The organism is Amycolatopsis sp. NPDC059235 (assembly GCF_042754125.1).
Taxonomy (GTDB): domain Bacteria; phylum Actinomycetota; class Actinomycetes; order Mycobacteriales; family Pseudonocardiaceae; genus Amycolatopsis; species Amycolatopsis albidoflava.
Window position 1 is genome coordinate 18,159 of sequence record NZ_JBHZAG010000047.1, and the last position, 18,210, is coordinate 36,368.

Genomic DNA, 18,210 nt, shown 5'->3' on the forward strand with positions numbered 1-18,210 from the left:
AATGACCGGCGGCGACGAGAGAATGGTCGGGAAAGGAGATCCACCGTGCTCGCTTCGTTCGCCCGCCCCGTCTCGGCCTTGCTCGCCAAGCTGCGGATCGACCCCTTCATCGCCCTGATCCTCGTCACCGTAGGCATCGCCTCGCTGCTGCCGGCGTCCGGCGCGGTGGCGACCGGGTTCGGCGTGGCGACCAAGATCGCCGTCGGAATGCTGTTCTTCCTTTACGGCGCAAGGCTTTCCAGCCAGGAAGCGGTCGAGGGGATGCGGCACTGGCGGTTGCACGTCACGGTGCTCTGCGCCACTTTCGTGCTTTTCCCGCTGCTGGGGCTCGCCACGTCGTTCCTCTCCCCCGGGCTGCTGACGTCACCGCTGTACACCGGCGTGCTGTTCCTCTGCCTGCTGCCGTCGACCGTCCAGTCGTCGATCGCGTTCACCTCGATCGCGAAGGGCAACGTCGCGGCGGCGATCTGCAGCGCGTCGCTGTCCAACCTGCTCGGCATCGTGCTGACGCCGCTGCTCGTCGCGCTGCTGCTGGCCACCGACGGCCCGGGCGTGAGCGGTTCGGCGGTGCTGGACATCGTGCTGCAGCTGCTGGTGCCGTTCGTCGCCGGACAGCTGGCGCGCCGCTGGATCGGCGGCTGGGTGCAGCGGCATTCCGCGCCGTTGAAGATCGTCGACCGCGGTTCGATCCTGCTGGTGGTGTACACCGCGTTCAGCGAGGGCATGACCGAAGGCATCTGGCACCAGCTGGACGTCGGCCCGCTGCTGGCGCTCGTCGCGGTCTGCTGCGTCCTGCTGGCCGCCGTGCTCGGCGCGACCAGCGGCGGCGCGAGACTGCTCGGATTCGACCGCGCGGACCGGATCACGATCATGTTCTGCGGTTCGAAGAAGAGCCTCGCGAGCGGCCTGCCGATGGCGACGGTGCTGTTCGGGCACGCCGAGGTCGGGCTGATCGTGCTGCCGCTGATGCTGTTCCACCAGATTCAGCTGATCGTGTGCGCGGCGATGGCGCGCCGCTACGCCCGGCAGGCGGCCGCGGAGGAACCAGGGGAACTCGCCGCGGTCGGGTGACGCGGAACTGCTACTCGCGCATGCCGATCGCGTCCACCGGCCGGGCGCGCAGCGCGAACTTCGCGGGCACCAGCACCGACGCGGCGCCCACCAGCACGGTCGCGGCGACGATCCCCAGGTACAGCAACGGCGGAATGCTCGGAATCGGCGACCCGGTGAGGCCGAGGCTCACCGTGGCCAGCGGGATCAGCGGGACCGCCGACCCGACCGCCACCGCGATCAGCACCACCGTCAGCGCCTCGATCCGCAGCACCTTCAGCACCTGGTCCCGCGTCATGCCGACCAGCCGCAGCAGCGCGAACTCCCGCGTCCGGGCCAGCGTGGTCATCACCAGAGTGTTCGCCACCGCGAGGGCGATGTACGCGAAGACCAGCACCAGCGGCAACGCGCTGCTCAGCACCGAGGCCGTCGCCGCGTCGCGTTGTTCTTCGGACAGGCCGGCCTTGGCGGACACGGTCAATCCCGGATATTTCTCGGACAGCCTCGCCAGATCTGTCCCTGGGCGGGCCCGGACGAGGATCTGCTGGTCCAGCTGCCGGGCGCTGTGGGCGAACACGTCCTCGTGCGCCAGGGTGACGTCGCCGAATCCCGCGCCCCGCTGGTAGATCGCGACGACGGCCGGGGTCGCCGCGAAGCCGTCCGGGAAGTTCAGCTTGATTTGCTCGCCGACCTTGACGCCGAGGGTGCTCGCCGCGCTTGCGCTCAAGGCGACCTTGCCCGCGCGCAGATCGGCGAGGTTTCCTGACGAGACACCAAGATCCATCGTCTGGGTAGCGTTGTCGACGGTGATGCCTTGCGCGGGAAAGTCGAAGATCTCCGGCGAATCGAGCACCTTCGTCGAGGCGAACACCTGCACGCGCGTCACCCCGGTCGCGGACTCCACCCCCGGCAATGCGGCGGCGTCCCGAACGGCGTCGGCTGGCAGGCCGCCCGCCTCGCCGGTGAGCGTGTACTGCGCGGTGATCCCCTCGTCGGCCTCGTCGGCGGCCGCGGCGCCGAGGGTGGCGGGAATGAAAAGCTGCACGCAGGCGAACCCGATCGCGAGCACGAGCGGTCCGATCCCGGCGGCCAGCCGGCGCGCGTTCGCACGCGTGTTGGCGGCGGCGAGGTAGCCGTATTCCTTGAACCGCCGGGTGATCGGCTTGGCCAGCAGCCGGGTCGCGAACGCCGCGATCGGGGGTGCCAGCAGCAGGACCGCGACGATCATGATCAACCCGCCGCTGCCAGCGCCCGCGACGGCGAAGACGCCGGAGAAAAACACCGGGAGCAGTGACGCGGCCAGGCCGAGCAGCACCAAGAGCACGCCGAGTGTCCGACGGCCGCCGCTGATTCCTGGCTGCTCGACGGCGGCGTCGCTTAACGCCTCGACCGGTCGTACCGACGAGGCTTTCCACGCCACCGCGAACGTCGCGATCTGCGCCGTCGCCACCCCGGCCAGCACTGCGACGAGCATCGGGAGAATGCCTACAGAGAAAGAGAAATCGCTCGGTACGACGCCGATCAGGACGAGCGCACCACGCAACAGTTGCGCCGCGAGGATTCCCGGCAGGCACCCGATCGCGGACGCCACGACCGACAACACCAGCGCTTCCGCCGCTAGCATCTTCCAGATCTGGCGCGGAGTCGCCGCGATCGCGCGCAGCACGGCCAATTCGCGGCGGCGCTGGTGGACGCTCAGCGCGAGAGTGCTTGCCACGACCAGAATCGCGATCAGCATCACCGTGCCGCCGAGCGAACCCGCGATCTCCTGCAGAGAGCTGCTTGCCGAGGCGACGTCGGGGTTCTCGATGCGGCTCCGGTCGTCTCCCGTGGTCACCTCCGCAGCGGAGCCCAGCTGTGCGGTCAGCCGGTCGGCCAGCTCGTCGGGATCGACGCCAGGCCGGGGAAACACTCCGACGGCGTCCACCCGGTCGCCGCGTCCGGCCAAGCTTTCCGCTTCCGCGTCGGCGAAAAACACGACGGGAGTGCGGAGTTCTCCGTCCACACCGGACAGTTTCGCCACGCCTACGACGCGGTAGTCGGCGGCGGCTTTGGTCGTCTGGATCCGGACCACAGCCCCGGGCTCCTTGGCCAGTCCGGCGTCCAGCACGACCTCGCCCAGCCGTTGCGGTTCGCGGCCGTTGACGAGATCGAACGGACCGAGGCGGGCGCTCGACCACGGGTGCCCGGTCGCAGTCGTATCGCCCAGCACGGCGGGAAAACTCACGTCCGGCACCACCGAGCCGACGCCGTCGGTCCCGGCGATCTTCCGCACGGTCTCGCGCGTCAGCGGGGCCGGTTCCTTGAGCGTCTTGGACTTGGTCTTGCCGTTTTCCCGCACGTCGAACGATTTCGGGCCGCCGACGACCACCGGCACCCCGGCGTACCGCTGCGGCGCCACCCCGCCTTCCGCCCCGGACTGCAGGAGAATGCCGAACGCGGTGACCAGCATGGCCGCGCCGAGAAGAGCGACGAACGCGCCCGCGAAACCGGAAGCACGTCCGCGCAGCGTTTTGACCGCGAGTTCGAGCACAGTTCACCACTCCCCGAGCGTGGTCATCCGCTCCGCCACGCGGTCTGGGGAGGGCTCGGTCATTTCGTCGGCGAGCGCGCCGTCGGCGAGGAAAACCACGCGGTGCGCGTAGGACGCGGCCACCGGATCGTGCGTCACCATGATCACCGTCTGGCCGGTCTCGTCCACGAGCTTCCGCAGCAGTTCGAGCACCTGACGACCGGTCCTGGTGTCGAGCGCGCCGGTCGGCTCGTCGGCGAACACCACCTCGGGCCGCGGCGCGAGCGCGCGGGCGATCGCCACCCGCTGATGCTGGCCGCCGGACAGCTGGGCCGGACGCCGGTCCAGCCGGTCGGCGAGCCCGACCCACCACACGATTTCCTCCAGCCAGGCCTGGTCGGGAGTCAGCCCGGCCATCCGCATCGGGAGCGAAATGTTGTCCGCGACGGTCAGCGACGCCAGCAGGTTGTAGGCCTGGAAGACGAACCCGACCCGCTCGCGGCGGAGCACGGTCAGCGCGGTCTCGTCCAGCCCGGCCAGGTCCGTGCCGCCGAGCAGCACCGTTCCGCTGGTCGGCCGGTCGAGTCCGGCGGCGCAGTGCAGGAAGGTGCTCTTGCCCGCGCCGGACGGGCCCATCACCGCGGTGAACGACCCCCGCCCGAACTGGACAGTCAGGTCGCGCAGCGCGGTCACCTCGCCGGTGCCGGAACCGTAGGTCTTGCGCACCGAGCGCAGCGAGACCACCTCGTCCGGCGGGGCTCCGGTTTCGGCCGGTGCCGGGCGTTGCCGTTTCTCGCGTGCCACTTCGTCCTCCGGGTGCGGTGATCTTGCTTGTCCCGGACGCTACGGAGCCGGGAACCCGCCGGACAGCACGTATCCTGCAGATCCCAGGTGCAGAAAACTGCACCTGCGATCTTCCGGGGGGGTCGGATGGAGGCGGCGAACCGGCCCGGCGTCCGGGACTACCTCGCCGGATTCGGCACGTCCTTCCGGTACCTCGCCGTCGGCGCCGCGGTCGGTCTCGGCGGCCTCCTGCTCTTCTGTCTGACCGCGGGCAGCCTGCTGCTGAGCCTGGTCGGGATCGGGCTGCCGCTGCTGGTCCTCCTCGTCCCGGTGCTGCGCCGGTTCGCCCGCGCGCAACGGAAACGGGTCGAACGGCTGCTGGGCACGCCGGTCGGCGAGAAGTACGCGGCGGCCACGTCGCCGCTCGGCGTGCTCAAAGACCGTGCGGTCTGGAAGGACCTGGCATTCCTCGCCGCCAACACCATCGTCGGCACCCCGCTGTGTTTCATCGGGCTGAGCCTGCTGTCCGGCGCGCTCTGCTGGGGCACCGCACCGATCTGGTGGACCTTCCTGCCGCCCGCCGCACACCTCACGTTCCGACCCGTCACCAGCTGGGCCGAGGCCTTCGGCGCGACCGGCATCGGCCTGGGGTACGCCGCCGGGCTGGTCCTCCTGGCACCGCTGCTGGCCCGTGGGCACGCGATGCTCGCCCGGGCGTTGCTGCGCCCGCCGCGCGGCAGCAGGCAGACCCGCCGGATCGAAGAGCTGACCGTCACCCGAGCCGAAGCCCTCGAAGCGCACGGCGCCGAGCTGCGCCGGATCGAACGGGACCTGCACGACGGCACCCAGGCCGGGCTCGTCGCCATCTCGCTCCGGCTCGGCTTGATCAAGCACGCCCTCGAGAACCAGCCCGCCAACGCACTTAGCCTGGTCGACGACGCGCAGGAGCTGACCGAGCATTCGCTGGCGTCGCTGCGCACGATCGTCCGCGGGATCTATCCCCCGCTGCTGACCGACCGCGGCCTGGTCGGCGCGGTGCAAGCGCTTGCGTCGAGCAGCGCGATCCCGGTCGAGGTCGAGGTCTCCGGCACCGGAAAGGCCCCGGCCGCGGTGGAGGCGGCGGCCTACTTCGCGGTCGCCGAGGCGCTGACGAACATCGCCAAGCACAGCGGGGCCGACCGGGCGTGGATTACGCTCGCGCTCGACCAGGAGAGGATCAGGATCACTGTGCGGGACAACGGGAAGGGCGGCGCCGCGGAGAACTTCGGAACCGGGCTCGCCGGGATCCGGCGCCGGGTCGCGGCCTTCGACGGCGGGTTCGAGCTGAGCAGTCCCGAAGGCGGTCCGACGGTGCTGCGGGCGGAGCTGCCGTGCGTGTCGTGATCGCCGACGACAACGCCTTCATCCGGGAGGGCCTGGCGTTGATGCTGTCCACGGTCGGCCACGAGGTGTGCGCCGTGCTGGAGCGCGGGCCGGACGTGCTGCCCGCGTTGCTGGAGCACCGGCCGGACATCGCGGTGCTGGACGTCCGGCTGCCGCCGGGCTTCACCGACGAGGGGCTGCGAGCGGCCGCCGCGGCGCGCGAGGAGATCCCGGGCCTTCCGGTGCTGATGCTGTCGCAGTACGTCGAGCACGCCTACGCGGCCGAACTGCTGGCCGGCGGCGCGTCCGGCGTCGGCTACCTGCTGAAAGACCGGGTGGGGCGGATCGAGGAATTCCGCGACGCCATGGACCGGGTCGCCGCCGGCGGCACGGTGATGGACCCGGAGGTCGTGTCGCAGCTGATGGCGCGCCGGCACGCGGCGAACGCGCTCGACGTGCTCAGCCCGCGCGAACGCGAGGTGCTCGCGCTGATGGCCGAGGGCCACGGCAACGGCGCGATCGCCGGGAAGCTGTTCATCGCGGAAACGTCGGTGAACAAGCACGTGGGCAACATCTTCGCCCGGCTGGGGCTGTCCGCGGGCACTGGCGATCACCGGCGGGTGCGGGCCGTGCTCGCCTATCTCAACGCCTGACCCGCGGCGCTCGGCCGGAAAAGCTCAGCCGGAAAACCAGTGGAGCCGCGCCGGTGCCCGCGGCTACTGTCGCCCGACCAGTGTCGGCTAGGCGAGGACGTGCCGTTGTACATCGCGTGAGGCATCCCAAGCTCTGATCCCGTCGCGCGCCGCGTTTTGCGCCGCGCTACTTCGTGCTGCGGAATTCTCACTGGAATCGGTGTACTCCTGTGCTCTATCACTGGACAGTCCTGCCCACTTGCCTGCCGCTCGTCCGGCGCCGCTGCCACACCTGCGCGTCCGGAAGTTTCCGGGCCGACGGCAAGTTCCGGGTCAACGCCAACCACAAACTCATCGACGCCTGGCTCCTCGTGCTCTGCACCGGCTGCGGGGAAACGGCGAAACTCACCGTGTTCGAACGGACGAAGGTGCGCTCGGTCCGCCCGGTTCTGCTGGATCGCTTGCACCACAACGATCCCAGCCTCGCCGCCGAGCTTCTCCAGGATCCGGTCCTGCAACGGCGCAACCGCGTCGCGCTCGACTGGGACGGCGCCTGGCGGCTCGACACCGGTGGTTCGGACCACTTGGGCCAGGACGCGATCGACGTCTCGGTCGGCTTCGCGGCCCGGATCCCGGTCCGGCCGGTGCGGCTGATCGCTGAAGGCTGCGGCCTCGCCCGAGCCGAGGTCGAGCGACTGCTCGCCGAGGGGAAGGTCGTGTCGGGAGTCCGGCTGAGCGGCAAGCTCTCCGGCGACTTCGCCTTCACGCTCAAGTACTGAGCCGAGTCCGTGAGGGGAACCCTGAGGGACTCAGAGTCCTTCAGGGTTCCCCTCACGGACAGCTGTCTGTCCACAACGGACACAGCAGGGTCCACTCTCGACTTCCGCTCGCATGAGCGCGAACCGCGAACCCGGGCAACAGCGCTGCCTGAACGGGCACTCGTGCGTAACCGGATCGCGCGGAAAGCGTTGCCGCAGCTCAGCGCCCCCCAGGTGGAGGAGCCGCTTGCCCCGCCGTCCGCGCACTGGTGTTCAGAAGGGAACAACGCGGCGACAACCCGTAGACCGGCGCTTACCGTAAGTCCGCAGTCTCCCCGTGCTCTGTCGTATCGGCCGAACGAAGGGCATCCGCGGCGACGTCGGCGGTCTGGCATGCCAGTCCGTCATATCCGGAGAACCCGACCAGAGGAGAAAGCATGGCTTCGCAGGACGGCGCCCGCGTCGACACCAGCGTCATGCGCAAGGGCGCGCAGACGATCAGCGACACCGGGCAGAACATCACCGGGGTGAACCAGAAGGTCGACGGCACCATGCAGACGCTGTTCGGCACCTGGCGCTCGGACTCGGCGAACGTGTTCAACCAGGCCATGGGCCAGTTCGACCAGACGGTCCGCAAGATCGTGCAGAAGCTGGACGAGCTTTCGCAGAACGTGCAGACCTCGGCGAGCGAGTACGACAGCCGGGACTCGGACAACACCTCCACCGCCAACAACGCCGCGACGGTCATCGGCGGCGGCGGCCTGCAGGGCTTCTGATCCCCTTCCTTCCCACGAAAGGACGCTTCCCATGGCTTTGGGCCAGTTCCAGATCAGCTTCGCGACCATGCAGGACACCGTCGGGCAGGCGAAGCAGCAGTCGAACCAGATCACCGAACTGCTGGACCAGATGAAGGCGGTCATCGAGGGCCAGCGCGAAAACTGGACCGGTGTCGCGGCGGACATGTTCCACGAGACCTACAACTACTGCCACCAGGCGGCGCTCACGCTGCCGCAGGCGCTCGACGCCGCCGCGCAGACCCTCGGCCAGATCAACGAGGGCACCTCGAACACCGAGGGCAACAACGCCAAGCGGTTCGCCTCGAACTGACGCCGCCGCCCGCCGCAACTGACCTGAAAGGAGGGTGACCGGCCATGGTCGCGCCAGGTGACACGAACTACGGGATGAACAACGATTCGTCGAACCATCATCAGAAGACCTCGGACGACGGCAAGTTCCACAGTCCGGGCGACCAGGCTCCGCCGGATGTGAAGAACGAGTGGATCCCGCCGGGCGACGTCGGCAAGCCGCCGCCGGTGCCGGGCGGTTCCGAGCATCCGGGCAAGGGCGTCACCGCGGTCAACACCGAGGCGATGCGCACGTTCGCGAAGAACCTGCAGTCGCTCGCGGACGGGCCGCTGAAGGATTTGCCGGCGAAACTCGACGGCGTCCAGCTCAAGCCCGGTGTGTTCCTGACGGCGCAGAACAAGATCTTCACGCCGATCCAGGGCGCGAACTCGCTGCGGGACACCACCCGCACCGCGATCCACGACCTCTGCAAAGCGCTCGACGAGGTGGCGGACGCGGTGAACAAGGCCTCGAAGGCGTACGACAACGCCGACGAGGTCAACAAGATGTCGGCCGACGACTACAACCAGTACTTCAACACAGTCAGCGGCCACATCACCGGCGCCGGTCAGAAACCCTGACCGGACGGGCGGCGGTCTTTCCCGGTTCTCGCCGGGGTCTCTCAGGTTCGAAGCGATCGAGGGAAGATGGCGGACGACAACAACACCCACGGGTTCACCTCGGACGACAACGGGGTCTGGCCGGACACCACGCAGACCGGCAACCAGAACAGCACTGGTGACCCGTCGAAGGATTTCGACGGCCTGACGTGGAAGCAGATCGAAGCGGCGATCCTCGGCGGCGGTTCGCTGTCGGGCGGCCAGGACAACCGGGACAAGGCCTACGGCAACGTCAACTGGCAGTCGCTTCAGGACGCGGCCGGGGTGTTTCAGGAGACGCAGCAGAACCTCGCGATGGTCGCTCAGTCCATTCAGGACCAGACCGCCGCCCTCGCCGGACCGGACGGTCCGTGGAAGGGCGACGCCGCGACGAAGTTCAAGGACATGATGACCGCGCTGGGCAACAAGTTCTCCGATCTGGCGGACCGGATCGGCGACGGCGGCGGGTCGAACAATGTGCCGAACAACCTCGTCAATTCCGCGGCGTATCTCAAGTGGGCGCAGGACACGATCCGCTACATCGACAGCTATTACGCCAGCCAGGTCCTCGCCCAGGGCAGCAAATACCACCTCAGCGACGGGCGCGCGTACATCTCGCAGTTCCCCGAGGCCGTCGAGATGATGACCAACGACATGCGCAAGGTCGGCGGGCAGCTCGCGCAGAAGTACAACACCGTGCATGTCAACGCGGGCAAGACGACCCCGCCCCCGACACCTGGCGGAGGTGACGGCAACACGCCCAAGCCTCCCCCGCCACCGCCGCCTCCTCCGCCGCCGCCCACTCCTCCGCCGCCTCCGCCGCCGGTGACTCCTCCCCCGCCGCCTGCCTCCCCGCCGCCGCCACCGGTGACGCAGCCGCCGCCTGCTCCGAAACCGCCGCCTGTGTCTCCGCCTCCGGGCGGTGGCAACGGTGCTCCTCCGCCGGTGAACAAGGCCGCGATTCCGCCGCCGCCCAACGGGGTCAACGGTCCTAACGGTCCGGGCGGGAGCAACGTGCCGCCGCCGTTGAAGAACGCCCTCGTGTCACCGCCGCCGGGCGACCTCAAGGGTCCCGGGGGCAACGGCACGCCGCCTCCGATTACCGCTGCTTCCATTCCGCCGCCGCCTGACGGGGTGGGCGGGAACAAGTCGCCGAACCTGCAGAAGCCACCGGGTTCGCAGGTCAACCCGCCGTCGATCCCGGCGCCGCCGGGCGATTCCGGCAGCGTGAAGCCGCCTAAGGTTTCCCCGCCGCCTGGTGATGTTTCGGGAGGGAACAACCTCAAGTCTCCGTCGATCCCGCCTCCGCCCGGAGCTTCCGGCAACAACCTGTCCGGCCACGTCAACCCGCCGTCGATCCCCGCCCCGCCGGGCAGCTCGGGCGGGTCCGGGCACGTGAACCCGCCGTCCGTCCCCGCCCCGCCGGGAAGTTCGGGTGGGTCCGGGCATGTGAACCCCGCGTCGATTCCGCCGCCCCCGGGAGATTCCGGCGGCAACCTGGCGAACAACGCGCTCAACCCGGCGCACCTGCCGCCGGGCCTCAGCAACCCGCCGGGCAACCAGAACCCGGGCGGCAGCGGCATCCCGATGATGCCGCCCGGCGGCATGGGCGGTGGCGGCGGGCTGAACACGCCGTCCGCGGAGCGACCGGATTCGTCCGGGCTGCTCGGCAACATCAAAAAGCCGTGGATCAGCCCTCCGCCCGCCGGCATCGGCAACCCGGACGCTCACGGCGAAACACCCCCGCTCACCTCGGCCAAGTGGGCCCCGCCGCCCGGCGCGAGCGGCGGAACCGGCGATGGTTTGGGCGGCCCGGGCGCGAGCGGCAACGGCGTCGGCGGTCCGGGCGCGATCAAGGGCCTCGGCGAGAGCGATCTGCCGAAGCTGCCGAATCCGGTCGGGAACCACGAGCAGGTTCCCGGTGGCGGGACTCCGCCGATGGTGCCGCCAGGCGGCATGGGCGGCGGCAGCGGAATGAACACGCCTGCCGCGGAACGTCCGGATTCGTCAGGGCTGCTCGGCAACATCAAGAAACCGTGGATCAGCCCTCCGCCGGACGGCGTCGGCAACCCCGATGCTCACGGCGACACGCCACCGCTGCACTCGGCCAAGTGGGCCCCGCCGCCCGGCGGGACCGGTGACGGCTTGGGCGGCCCTGGCGCGAACGGCAACGGCCTGGGCGGGCCGGGCAGTGAGCCGGGCAGCCTCGGCGCGAACGGCAACGGCGTCGGCGGGCCGGGCAGTGAGCCGGGCGGCCCCGGGGTGAAGGGGCTCGGCGAAAGCGACCTGCCCAAGCTGCCCGATCCCCTCGGCAACCACGAGCAGCAACTCGCGGCTTCGGGAACCCCGCCAATGATCCCGCCCGGCGGCATGGGCGGCGGCAGCGGCCTCAACACCCCCGCCGCCGAACGACCGGACTCCTCCGGGCTGCTCGGCAACGTCCAAGAGCCGTGGGTGAGCGCTCCGCCGGACGGCATCGGCAACCCCGACTCGCACGGCGAAACGCCCCCGCTCACCTCGGCCAAGTGGGCCCCGCCGCCCGGCGCGAGCAGCGGAACCGGCGACGGTACGGGCGGCGGAACCGGCGACGGCTTAGGCGGCCGTGGCGCGAACGGCAGCGACATGGGCGGGCTGGGCACTGAGCTGGGCGGCCTCGGCGCGAACGGCAACGGCGTCGGCGGGCCGGGCAGTGAGCCGGGCGGCCCCGGGGTGAAGGGACTCGGCGAAAGCGACCTGCCCAAACTGCCCGAGCCCGTCGCCAACCACGAACAACAACTCCCGACCCCGGGAACCCCGCCAATGATCCCGCCCGCCGGCATGGGCGGCGGCAGCGGCCTCAACACCCCCGCCGCCGAACGACCGGACTCCTCCGGGCTGCTCGGCAACGTCCAGAAACCGTGGACGGCCGATCTCCCCGGCGGCGTCGGCGACCCGAGCGCGTCCGGGGAGACGCCGCCGAGCGAATCAACCGGCTGGGCTCCTCCGGCACCGGGCGCGCCGGGCAGCACAGCCAACGGGACGCCCGCTGAACGACCCGACTCCGCCGGACTGCTCGGCGACGTCCAGCAACCCTGGGCCGCGAGCACACCGGCAGGCATCGGAAACCCCGCCCCGCACGGCGAAACCCCGCCAAGCGCCTCGGCGGGCTGGGCGACCGGCGCTGGCATCCCGATCGTCCCCTCAAACAGCAACGGGACCAGCACGCCCCAACGACCGGACTCCGCTGAACTGCTCACCGGAGTCCAGGAACCCTGGGCACCTTCGTCCATTGTGGACGCACCCGCCAACACCGGCTGGGCCACCACGAGCAAAGACAACGACCTCGTCCGCATCGCGGTCGTCCAGCCCCTCGACCACGAGGACACCTCGGCCTGGGACGTGGGCACCGCCGAATTCCTCCCCGCTCTCCTGCCGGTCACCACAGCGGCAGAAGACCGTCCCGAGGAAATCACCACCGACTTCGTCCAGCGCAGCGACGAGCCGTGGCGGCCGAACCAAGCCGGCGAGGAACCCGCGCTCGGCACCTACCAGCGGGTCCGCGGCGGACCGGCCGAGGTCGTCCCCGACGAGTTGCCCACCTGCGGCGACGCGCCGGAACCCCTGGAGCCGGAACCGGACACGGCGGAAGAAGAGACCGAGGAAGAAGAGGAACGCACCATGGCCGACCTGCTGCGGCAGGACGACGCGGCCTGGGGCAAGCCGGCCCGGCGCAGCTCCCCGGGGGTGCTCGAATGAGCACGGAAACCGTCAAGCGCGGCCCGCGCGCCGCGGGCCCGGAAATGCCCGAGGGCCAAGAAGAACTGCAAGAACCGCCGGTAATGGCGGAACCGGCGGCGCGCGATTTCAACTCGCTGCTGATGATGCTGCCGATGGCCATCGGGTCGCTGGTGATGGTGCTGGCGTTCTCCGGAGTCGCGGGCAGTTCGCCGTTCACCTACGTCATCGGCGGCGGCATGGGCGTGTCCATGATCGCGATGAGCCTCGGGCAACTGTCCCGCGCCGCCGCCGAGCGCAAGCGCAAGATGCAGGCCGAGCGGCGGGACTATCTGCGCTACATCGGCCAGGTCCGCGAACGGGCCCGTTCGACCGCCGAGGACCAGCGGCACGCGGTGGCCTGGAACAACCCGTCCCCGGATTCGCTGTGGTCGCTGGCGATGGGGCCGCGACTGTGGGAACGCCGGATCAGCCACGAGGACTTCGCGCGGGTGCGGATCGGGCTGGGCACGCAGCAGTCGGCACTGGAGCTGGTGCCGCCGGTGACCAAGCCGATCGAGGACCTCGAACCGCTGTCGGCCATCTCGCTGCGCCGGTTCACCGAGGCCTACCGCACGCTGTCCGGGATCCCGACCGCGGTGGGGCTCCGGAGCTTCACCAGCGTCGAGTTCGACGGCGATCCGGAAGCGGCCGTCGCGCTGGTCCGGGCGATGCTCGCGCAGCTCGTCGCCTTCCATTCGCCGGACGAACTGCGGCTCGCGGTGCTCACCACCGAAGCCGCGCAGGCGCAGTGGGACTGGGTGAAGTGGTTGCCGCACAACAACCATCCGACTCTCCGTGACGCCGCCGGCCCGCTCCGACTGCTCGCCGCCGACCATGACGAGCTGATGGACCTCCTCGGCCCGGACGTCGCCGATCGCGACGACCACGACAAGACCGTCGGGCCGACGACGACCGAGCCGTTCGTGGTGGTCGTCGCGCATCTGGCGGCGATCCCGGAGTCGTCGCGGCTGGTCGGCGCGGGCCTGCGAAACGTCGTCCTGCTGGACGTCACCGGCGCGCTCCCCGGCGGCCCCAAGGTGCTGCGACTGACCACAAAGGACGGTCTGGTCGAGTTCCCGGCGGGCAGCGGAGTGGGTTCCGCGACCCGCGACGAGCTGTCGGTCACCCAGGCCGAAGGACTCGCCCGGCTGCTCGCGCCCAAGCGGACCAGCGGCACCCTGGAAATCGCCGACCAGCCGCTGGAAAGCGACTTCGGGCTGACCGCGTTGCTAGGCATCAAGGACGTGCACACCTTCGACATCCCGGGCCAATGGCGTCCGCGCGCGGCGCAACGGGCCCGGATGTCCGTGCCGATCGGCGTGACCGAGGACGGCGAGATCGTCGAGCTGGACCTGAAGGAATCCGCGCAGGGCGGCATGGGCCCGCACGGGATGCTGATCGGCGCGACCGGGTCCGGCAAGTCGGAGCTGCTGCGCACGCTCGTGCTCGGCCTGGCCGCGACGCATTCATCGGAGATCCTCAACTTCGTGCTCGTCGACTTCAAGGGCGGCGCGACGTTCCTCGGGATGGACCGGCTGCCGCACACCTCGGCGACGATCACCAACCTCGCCGACGAACTGCCCCTGGTCGACCGCATGCAGGACTCGCTCAACGGCGAAATGGTGCGCCGCCAGGAACAACTGCGCGCCAGCGGGTACCCCTCGCTGTACGAATACGAGAAGGCCCGCGCGGCCGGAGAACAGCTGGCCCCGATGCCGACGCTGTTCCTGGTGGTGGACGAGTTCTCCGAACTGCTGAGCGCGAAGCCGGAGTTCATGGAGCTGTTCGTCTCCGTCGGACGCCTGGGCCGCAGCCTCGGTGTCCACCTCCTGCTCGCCTCGCAGCGGCTGGACGAGGGCCGCATCCACCGCGTCGAAGGTCACCTGTCGTACCGGATCGCGCTGCGCACCTTCTCCTCGATGGAGTCCCGCAGCGTGATCGGCGCAGGCAGCGCATACGAACTCCCGCCGGAACCGGGCAACGGCTACCTGAAGATCGACACCACGAACCTGGTGCGGTTCAAGGCCGCCTACGTCTCCGGTCCGGTGCCCGCGGGCAACGGCGAGAACTCCGCGGTCGCGGCGGCGCGGGCCAGCCGGGAGGTCGTCCCGTTCCGCACCGAGTCCCATCCGGCCAAGCTGATCATCCGCGACGACGAGCCGGAACCGGCCGAGAAGCAGTCCGATGTGGACGCTCTGGAAGCCGCCGTGCCGGGCGGGCCGACGCTCGCCGACGCGTTCATCGACCGGCTGACCGGCGCGGGCCCGGCGGCCCGGCAGGTGTGGCTGCCGCCGCTGGCCGAATCGCCGAGCCTCGATTCGCTACTGCCGAGCGTCACGCCGGACCCGGTGCGCGGCATGGCGGTGGCCGACCCGGCGCACTGGGGCAAGCTCCGGGTGCCGATGGGAATGATCGACCGGCCGTTCGAGCAGGTCCGCGAGCTGCTGACGGCGGACCTTTCGTCGGCGGCCGGGCACGTCGCGGTGGTCGGCGGGCCGAAGACCGGCAAGTCGACCCTGCTGCGCACCCTCGTGCTGGCGCTGGCGATGACGCACACGCCGCAGGAGGTCCAGTTCTACGGGCTGGACTTCGGCGGCGGCGGGATCATGTCGCTGTCCGGGCTGCCGCACGTCGGTTCGGTCGCCACCCGGCTCGAACGCGACCGCGTCGTCCGGACCATCGAGGAAATCTCGCAGGTCATGGAAGGCCGCGAAACGCTGTTCTCCGAGCACGGCATCGAATCCATGGACGCTTACCGCGCGTTGCGCCGCAGCGGCCGGATCGAGGACCCGTTCGGCGACGTGTTCCTGGTGGTCGACGGCTGGTACAGCCTCAAGAACGACTACAGCGACCTCGAGCAGAAGATCGGCGAACTGGCCTCGCGCGGGCTGTCGTTCGGGGTGCACGTGGTGATCGGCGCGACCCGCTGGTCGGAGATCCGCCCGTACCTGCGCGACCTGCTGCAGACGCGGTTCGAGCTGCGCCTTGGCGACCCGATGGAGTCGGAAATCGGCTCCCGCAAAGCGAAAACCGTGCCGAACCAGCCGGGCCGCGGCCTGACCCCGGACGGCCTGCACTTCCTCGCCGGACTGCCGCGGATGGACGGCAGCGGGAACACCGACGACCTCGCGGCGGCGGCCAAGGCGGTCGCCGAAGAGGTGCATCTGTTCTGGCCAGGCGCACCCGCGCCGTCGGTGCGGCTGCTGCCCGCGAAACTGCCGATGGCCCAGCTCCCCGCGCCGGACGGCGACCTGCGGATCGCCCTCGGCCAGGACGAGCAGCGGCTGCTGCCGGTGTGGCACGACTTCGCCGCCACTCCGCACCTGCTTGCCTTCGGCGACAACGAAACCGGCAAGACCAACCTGCTGCGGGTGGTGCTGCGATCGGTGCTGGCGCGGTACTCGTCGAGCGAGGCGAAGATCGTGCTGGCCGACCCGAGCCGCCAACTGGACGTCGAGGTGCCCGAGGAATACCGCGTCGGGTACGCGACCACCACCGAAGCGCTGCAGGAATTGGCGCAGCAGGCCAGCGTTTCGCTCACCCCGCGCGTACCGGACCAGACCATCACCGCGGACCGGCTCAAGCGCCGCGACTGGTGGACCGGCCCCCGGCTGTTCTTCGTGGTGGACGACTACCAGCTGCTCACCAGCGGCATGGGTTCGCCGCTGGAACCGCTGTTGTCGTTGCTGTCGCAGGGTTCCTACATCGGATTCCACCTGATCCTCAGCCGCAGCACCTCGGGTGCGATGCGCGCGCTGAGCGATTCGGTGGTCCGCCGGATCTGGGAGCTCGGCAGCCCGGGCGTGGTGTTCTCCTACCCCAAGGAGGAGGGCAAGTTCCTCGGCGAGGCGGCCCCGCGCCAGCTGCCCGCCGGCCGCGCGCAGCTGGTGACCCGCCGCGGCGTGAAGCTCGTGCAGACCGCGATCGCGGAAGAAGACCGGGCCGGCGAGGGCTGGTCCCCGCTCGCGACGACCGAAAGGGGCGTGCGATGACCGCGTCGACCGGCGAACTGTGCCGGATCACCGTGTACGGGCCGCAGGGCCGGGCGGATCTGGCGGTGCCGATGTCCGTCCCGCTGACCAGCCTGCTGCCGGTGCTGCTGGAGCACACCGGCGGTCGCGAGGACCTCGGCGACGCCTGGGTGCTGCAGCGGCTCGGCGAGGAGCCGCTGGACGCCTCGGGCACGCCGGAATCGCTGGACTGGAAGGAGGGCGAGGAATTCCACCTGCGCCCTCGCGCGGATCCGTTGCCGGAGCTGGATTTCGACGACATCGCGGACGGCATGGCCACCGCGGTGAGCCGGCACCCCGGCCGCTGGCGTCCGGAGTTCAACCGCGGCCTGTTCCTCGGGTTCGCGATCTTCTCCCTCGCGGTGGTCGCCAAGGTGCTGCTCTACCCGGGTTCGGCCGGGCTGACCGCGATCGGCGGCGGCGTGCTGTCGCTCGGGCTGCTCGTCGCGGCCGTGGCGACCGGGGTGCGTTCCGAGGACAAGGCCCTGCTGACGTTGCTCGGGCTCGGCGGCTGCGCGTTCGCGTTCCTCGCCGGCGCGGTCGCGGTGGCCGGGCTCGATCCGGCGTTCGACCTGCAGGGCGCACCGATTCTGACCGGCTGCCTGACCTTCGCGCTGGCCGGCGGTCTCGTGCTCGGCGGGCGGGCGGCGTGGTCGCACGCCGTCCCGTTCGTGCCGTTCGGCGCGGTGGTCGCGACCGGACTCGCCGGGGCGCTTTCGCTGTGGCTGCACCTCGGCGCCGGGTTCACCACCGAGCAGGCGGCCGGGCTGGTGTCGTTCGTGCTGGTCGCGCTGATGGTGTTCGCACCGCGGATCGGCATCCGGTTCGCTCGCATCCGCGGCCCGCAGCTGCCGCGTTCGGCCGGGGAACTGCAGTACGACATCGAGCCGATGCCCGCCGCGCAGATGGTGCACCAGACCGGATACGCCGACGGTTACCTCACCATCGCCTGCCTTGCCGCCACCGCCGTTTTCGTCGGCTGCTTCCCGTTCCTGGTCGGCCACGGGCTGTTCCCGACCATCCTGGGCGGGCTGGTGTCGGCCGCGGTGCTGATGCGTTCACGCGCGCTGCTCGGCGTGTGGCAGCGGGTTCCGCTCGCCGCCGCGGGCGCGATCGGCCTGGTGCTGCTCGGGCTGTCGCTGATCCAGCCGTTGCCGACGCCGTGGCGGGGCGCCTGTCTCGCCGGGTTGTGCCTGGTGTTCTTCCTGCTCCTGCTGGCGATGCTGCGCCCGCCGCCGCGGCGGCTGCTGCCGATCTGGGGGCACCTGGCCAACTGGCTGGAAACGCTGAGCGCGGTGGCGATGATCCCGATCCTGCTGCAGTTGTTCGGCGTCTACGCGTGGGCCGTCGGGCTCACTTCCTAAGCGATGGAGGGGTGACATGGTGCAGACGCAGAAGGACCACGTCGAGGCGTATTCGTTCCTGATCGGGCGGATGACCTCGGCGCTGGTGCTCGGCGACGCGAGCCACCTCGACGTGCCCGCGCGGCGGGCCTGGGTCGGCCTGCTGGTCGGGCTCGTCCTCGGCCTGCTGATCGCGGTCGGGTTCTTCGTGTACGGGCTGATCGCGCACCACACCGGCGCGGCCCCGGCCGTCGGCCGCCGAGTCTGAGAAGGAGGCAGC

13 protein-coding genes are annotated in these 18,210 nt (G+C 70.4%); 11 read left to right on the plus strand and 2 right to left on the minus strand.

Translation table 11 applies throughout. The features are described from left to right. Positions 1-45 precede the first annotated feature (45 nt). Positions 46-1,071, plus strand: coding sequence for a bile acid:sodium symporter family protein (locus ACFXI3_RS27170; protein ID WP_378403189.1), 1,026 nt, complete (start codon positions 46-48; stop codon positions 1,069-1,071). A gap of 10 nt (positions 1,072-1,081) precedes the next feature. Here the strand turns inward: ACFXI3_RS27170 and ACFXI3_RS27175 are convergent, their stop codons facing one another. Together ACFXI3_RS27175 and ACFXI3_RS27180 are read right to left on the minus strand one after the other, a co-directional pair. Then, positions 1,082-3,583: an ABC transporter permease gene (locus ACFXI3_RS27175; protein ID WP_378403191.1), complete on the minus strand. Its 2,502-nt coding sequence runs from the start codon at positions 3,581-3,583 to the stop codon at positions 1,082-1,084. Between the two features lie 3 nt (positions 3,584-3,586). Further along, entirely contained in the window at positions 3,587-4,366 is a 780-nt protein-coding gene (locus ACFXI3_RS27180; RefSeq protein WP_378403193.1) for an ABC transporter ATP-binding protein, read from the minus strand. Positions 4,367-4,492: 126 nt separating this feature from the next. Between ACFXI3_RS27180 and ACFXI3_RS27185 the strand changes: the two genes are divergently transcribed. From ACFXI3_RS27185 to ACFXI3_RS27230, 10 genes are all read left to right on the plus strand, one after another. Next, positions 4,493-5,728, plus strand: coding sequence for a sensor histidine kinase (locus ACFXI3_RS27185; protein WP_378403194.1), 1,236 nt, complete (start codon positions 4,493-4,495; stop codon positions 5,726-5,728). Continuing rightward, complete coding sequence (locus tag ACFXI3_RS27190; protein WP_378403196.1) at positions 5,716-6,360, plus strand: response regulator transcription factor; 645 nt, start codon at positions 5,716-5,718, stop codon at positions 6,358-6,360. The genes ACFXI3_RS27185 and ACFXI3_RS27190 overlap by 13 nt, the downstream gene beginning before the upstream one ends. Before the next feature lie 209 nt (positions 6,361-6,569). Next, the gene (locus tag ACFXI3_RS27195) at positions 6,570-7,118 is read left to right on the plus strand and encodes a DUF1062 domain-containing protein (protein WP_378403198.1); all 549 of its coding nucleotides are present in this window, start codon (positions 6,570-6,572) and stop codon (positions 7,116-7,118) included. A gap of 416 nt (positions 7,119-7,534) precedes the next feature. After that, positions 7,535-7,873, plus strand: a complete 339-nt coding sequence (locus tag ACFXI3_RS27200) for a WXG100 family type VII secretion target (RefSeq protein WP_344284506.1) — start codon at positions 7,535-7,537, stop codon at positions 7,871-7,873. Positions 7,874-7,904: 31 nt separating this feature from the next. Continuing rightward, positions 7,905-8,204, plus strand: coding sequence for a WXG100 family type VII secretion target (locus ACFXI3_RS27205; protein ID WP_116206728.1), 300 nt, complete (start codon positions 7,905-7,907; stop codon positions 8,202-8,204). A gap of 44 nt (positions 8,205-8,248) precedes the next feature. Beyond that, positions 8,249-8,803, plus strand: a complete 555-nt coding sequence (locus tag ACFXI3_RS27210) for a hypothetical protein (RefSeq protein ID WP_344284500.1) — start codon at positions 8,249-8,251, stop codon at positions 8,801-8,803. A gap of 66 nt (positions 8,804-8,869) precedes the next feature. Further along, positions 8,870-12,556: a hypothetical protein gene (locus ACFXI3_RS27215; RefSeq protein WP_378403200.1), complete on the plus strand. Its 3,687-nt coding sequence runs from the start codon at positions 8,870-8,872 to the stop codon at positions 12,554-12,556. Continuing rightward, positions 12,553-16,569 carry a type VII secretion protein EccCa gene (gene eccCa / locus ACFXI3_RS27220; RefSeq protein WP_378403202.1) on the plus strand — a complete coding sequence of 1,339 codons (4,017 nt, stop codon included), beginning with the start codon at positions 12,553-12,555 and terminating at the stop codon, positions 16,567-16,569. The genes ACFXI3_RS27215 and eccCa overlap by 4 nt, the downstream gene beginning before the upstream one ends. Then, positions 16,566-17,951: a type VII secretion integral membrane protein EccD gene (gene eccD / locus ACFXI3_RS27225; RefSeq protein ID WP_378403204.1), complete on the plus strand. Its 1,386-nt coding sequence runs from the start codon at positions 16,566-16,568 to the stop codon at positions 17,949-17,951. The genes eccCa and eccD overlap by 4 nt, the downstream gene beginning before the upstream one ends. Positions 17,952-17,967: 16 nt before the next feature. Continuing rightward, positions 17,968-18,198 (plus strand): type VII secretion protein EccB, encoded by a 231-nt coding sequence (locus ACFXI3_RS27230; RefSeq protein ID WP_063631965.1) that lies wholly within the window; start codon positions 17,968-17,970, stop codon positions 18,196-18,198. Positions 18,199-18,210 lie beyond the last annotated feature (12 nt).

Coding starts and splice junctions, on each gene's coding strand:
- ACFXI3_RS27185 (WP_378403194.1), top strand. CDS start 4,493: ATGGAGGCGGCGAACCGGCCCGGCGTCCGGGACTACCTCGCCGGATTC.
- ACFXI3_RS27200 (WP_344284506.1), top strand. CDS start 7,535: ATGGCTTCGCAGGACGGCGCCCGCGTCGACACCAGCGTCATGCGCAAG.
- ACFXI3_RS27205 (WP_116206728.1), top strand. CDS start 7,905: ATGGCTTTGGGCCAGTTCCAGATCAGCTTCGCGACCATGCAGGACACC.
- ACFXI3_RS27210 (WP_344284500.1), top strand. CDS start 8,249: ATGGTCGCGCCAGGTGACACGAACTACGGGATGAACAACGATTCGTCG.
- ACFXI3_RS27215 (WP_378403200.1), top strand. CDS start 8,870: ATGGCGGACGACAACAACACCCACGGGTTCACCTCGGACGACAACGGG.
- eccCa (WP_378403202.1), top strand. CDS start 12,553: ATGAGCACGGAAACCGTCAAGCGCGGCCCGCGCGCCGCGGGCCCGGAA.
- eccD (WP_378403204.1), top strand. CDS start 16,566: ATGACCGCGTCGACCGGCGAACTGTGCCGGATCACCGTGTACGGGCCG.
- ACFXI3_RS27230 (WP_063631965.1), top strand. CDS start 17,968: ATGGTGCAGACGCAGAAGGACCACGTCGAGGCGTATTCGTTCCTGATC.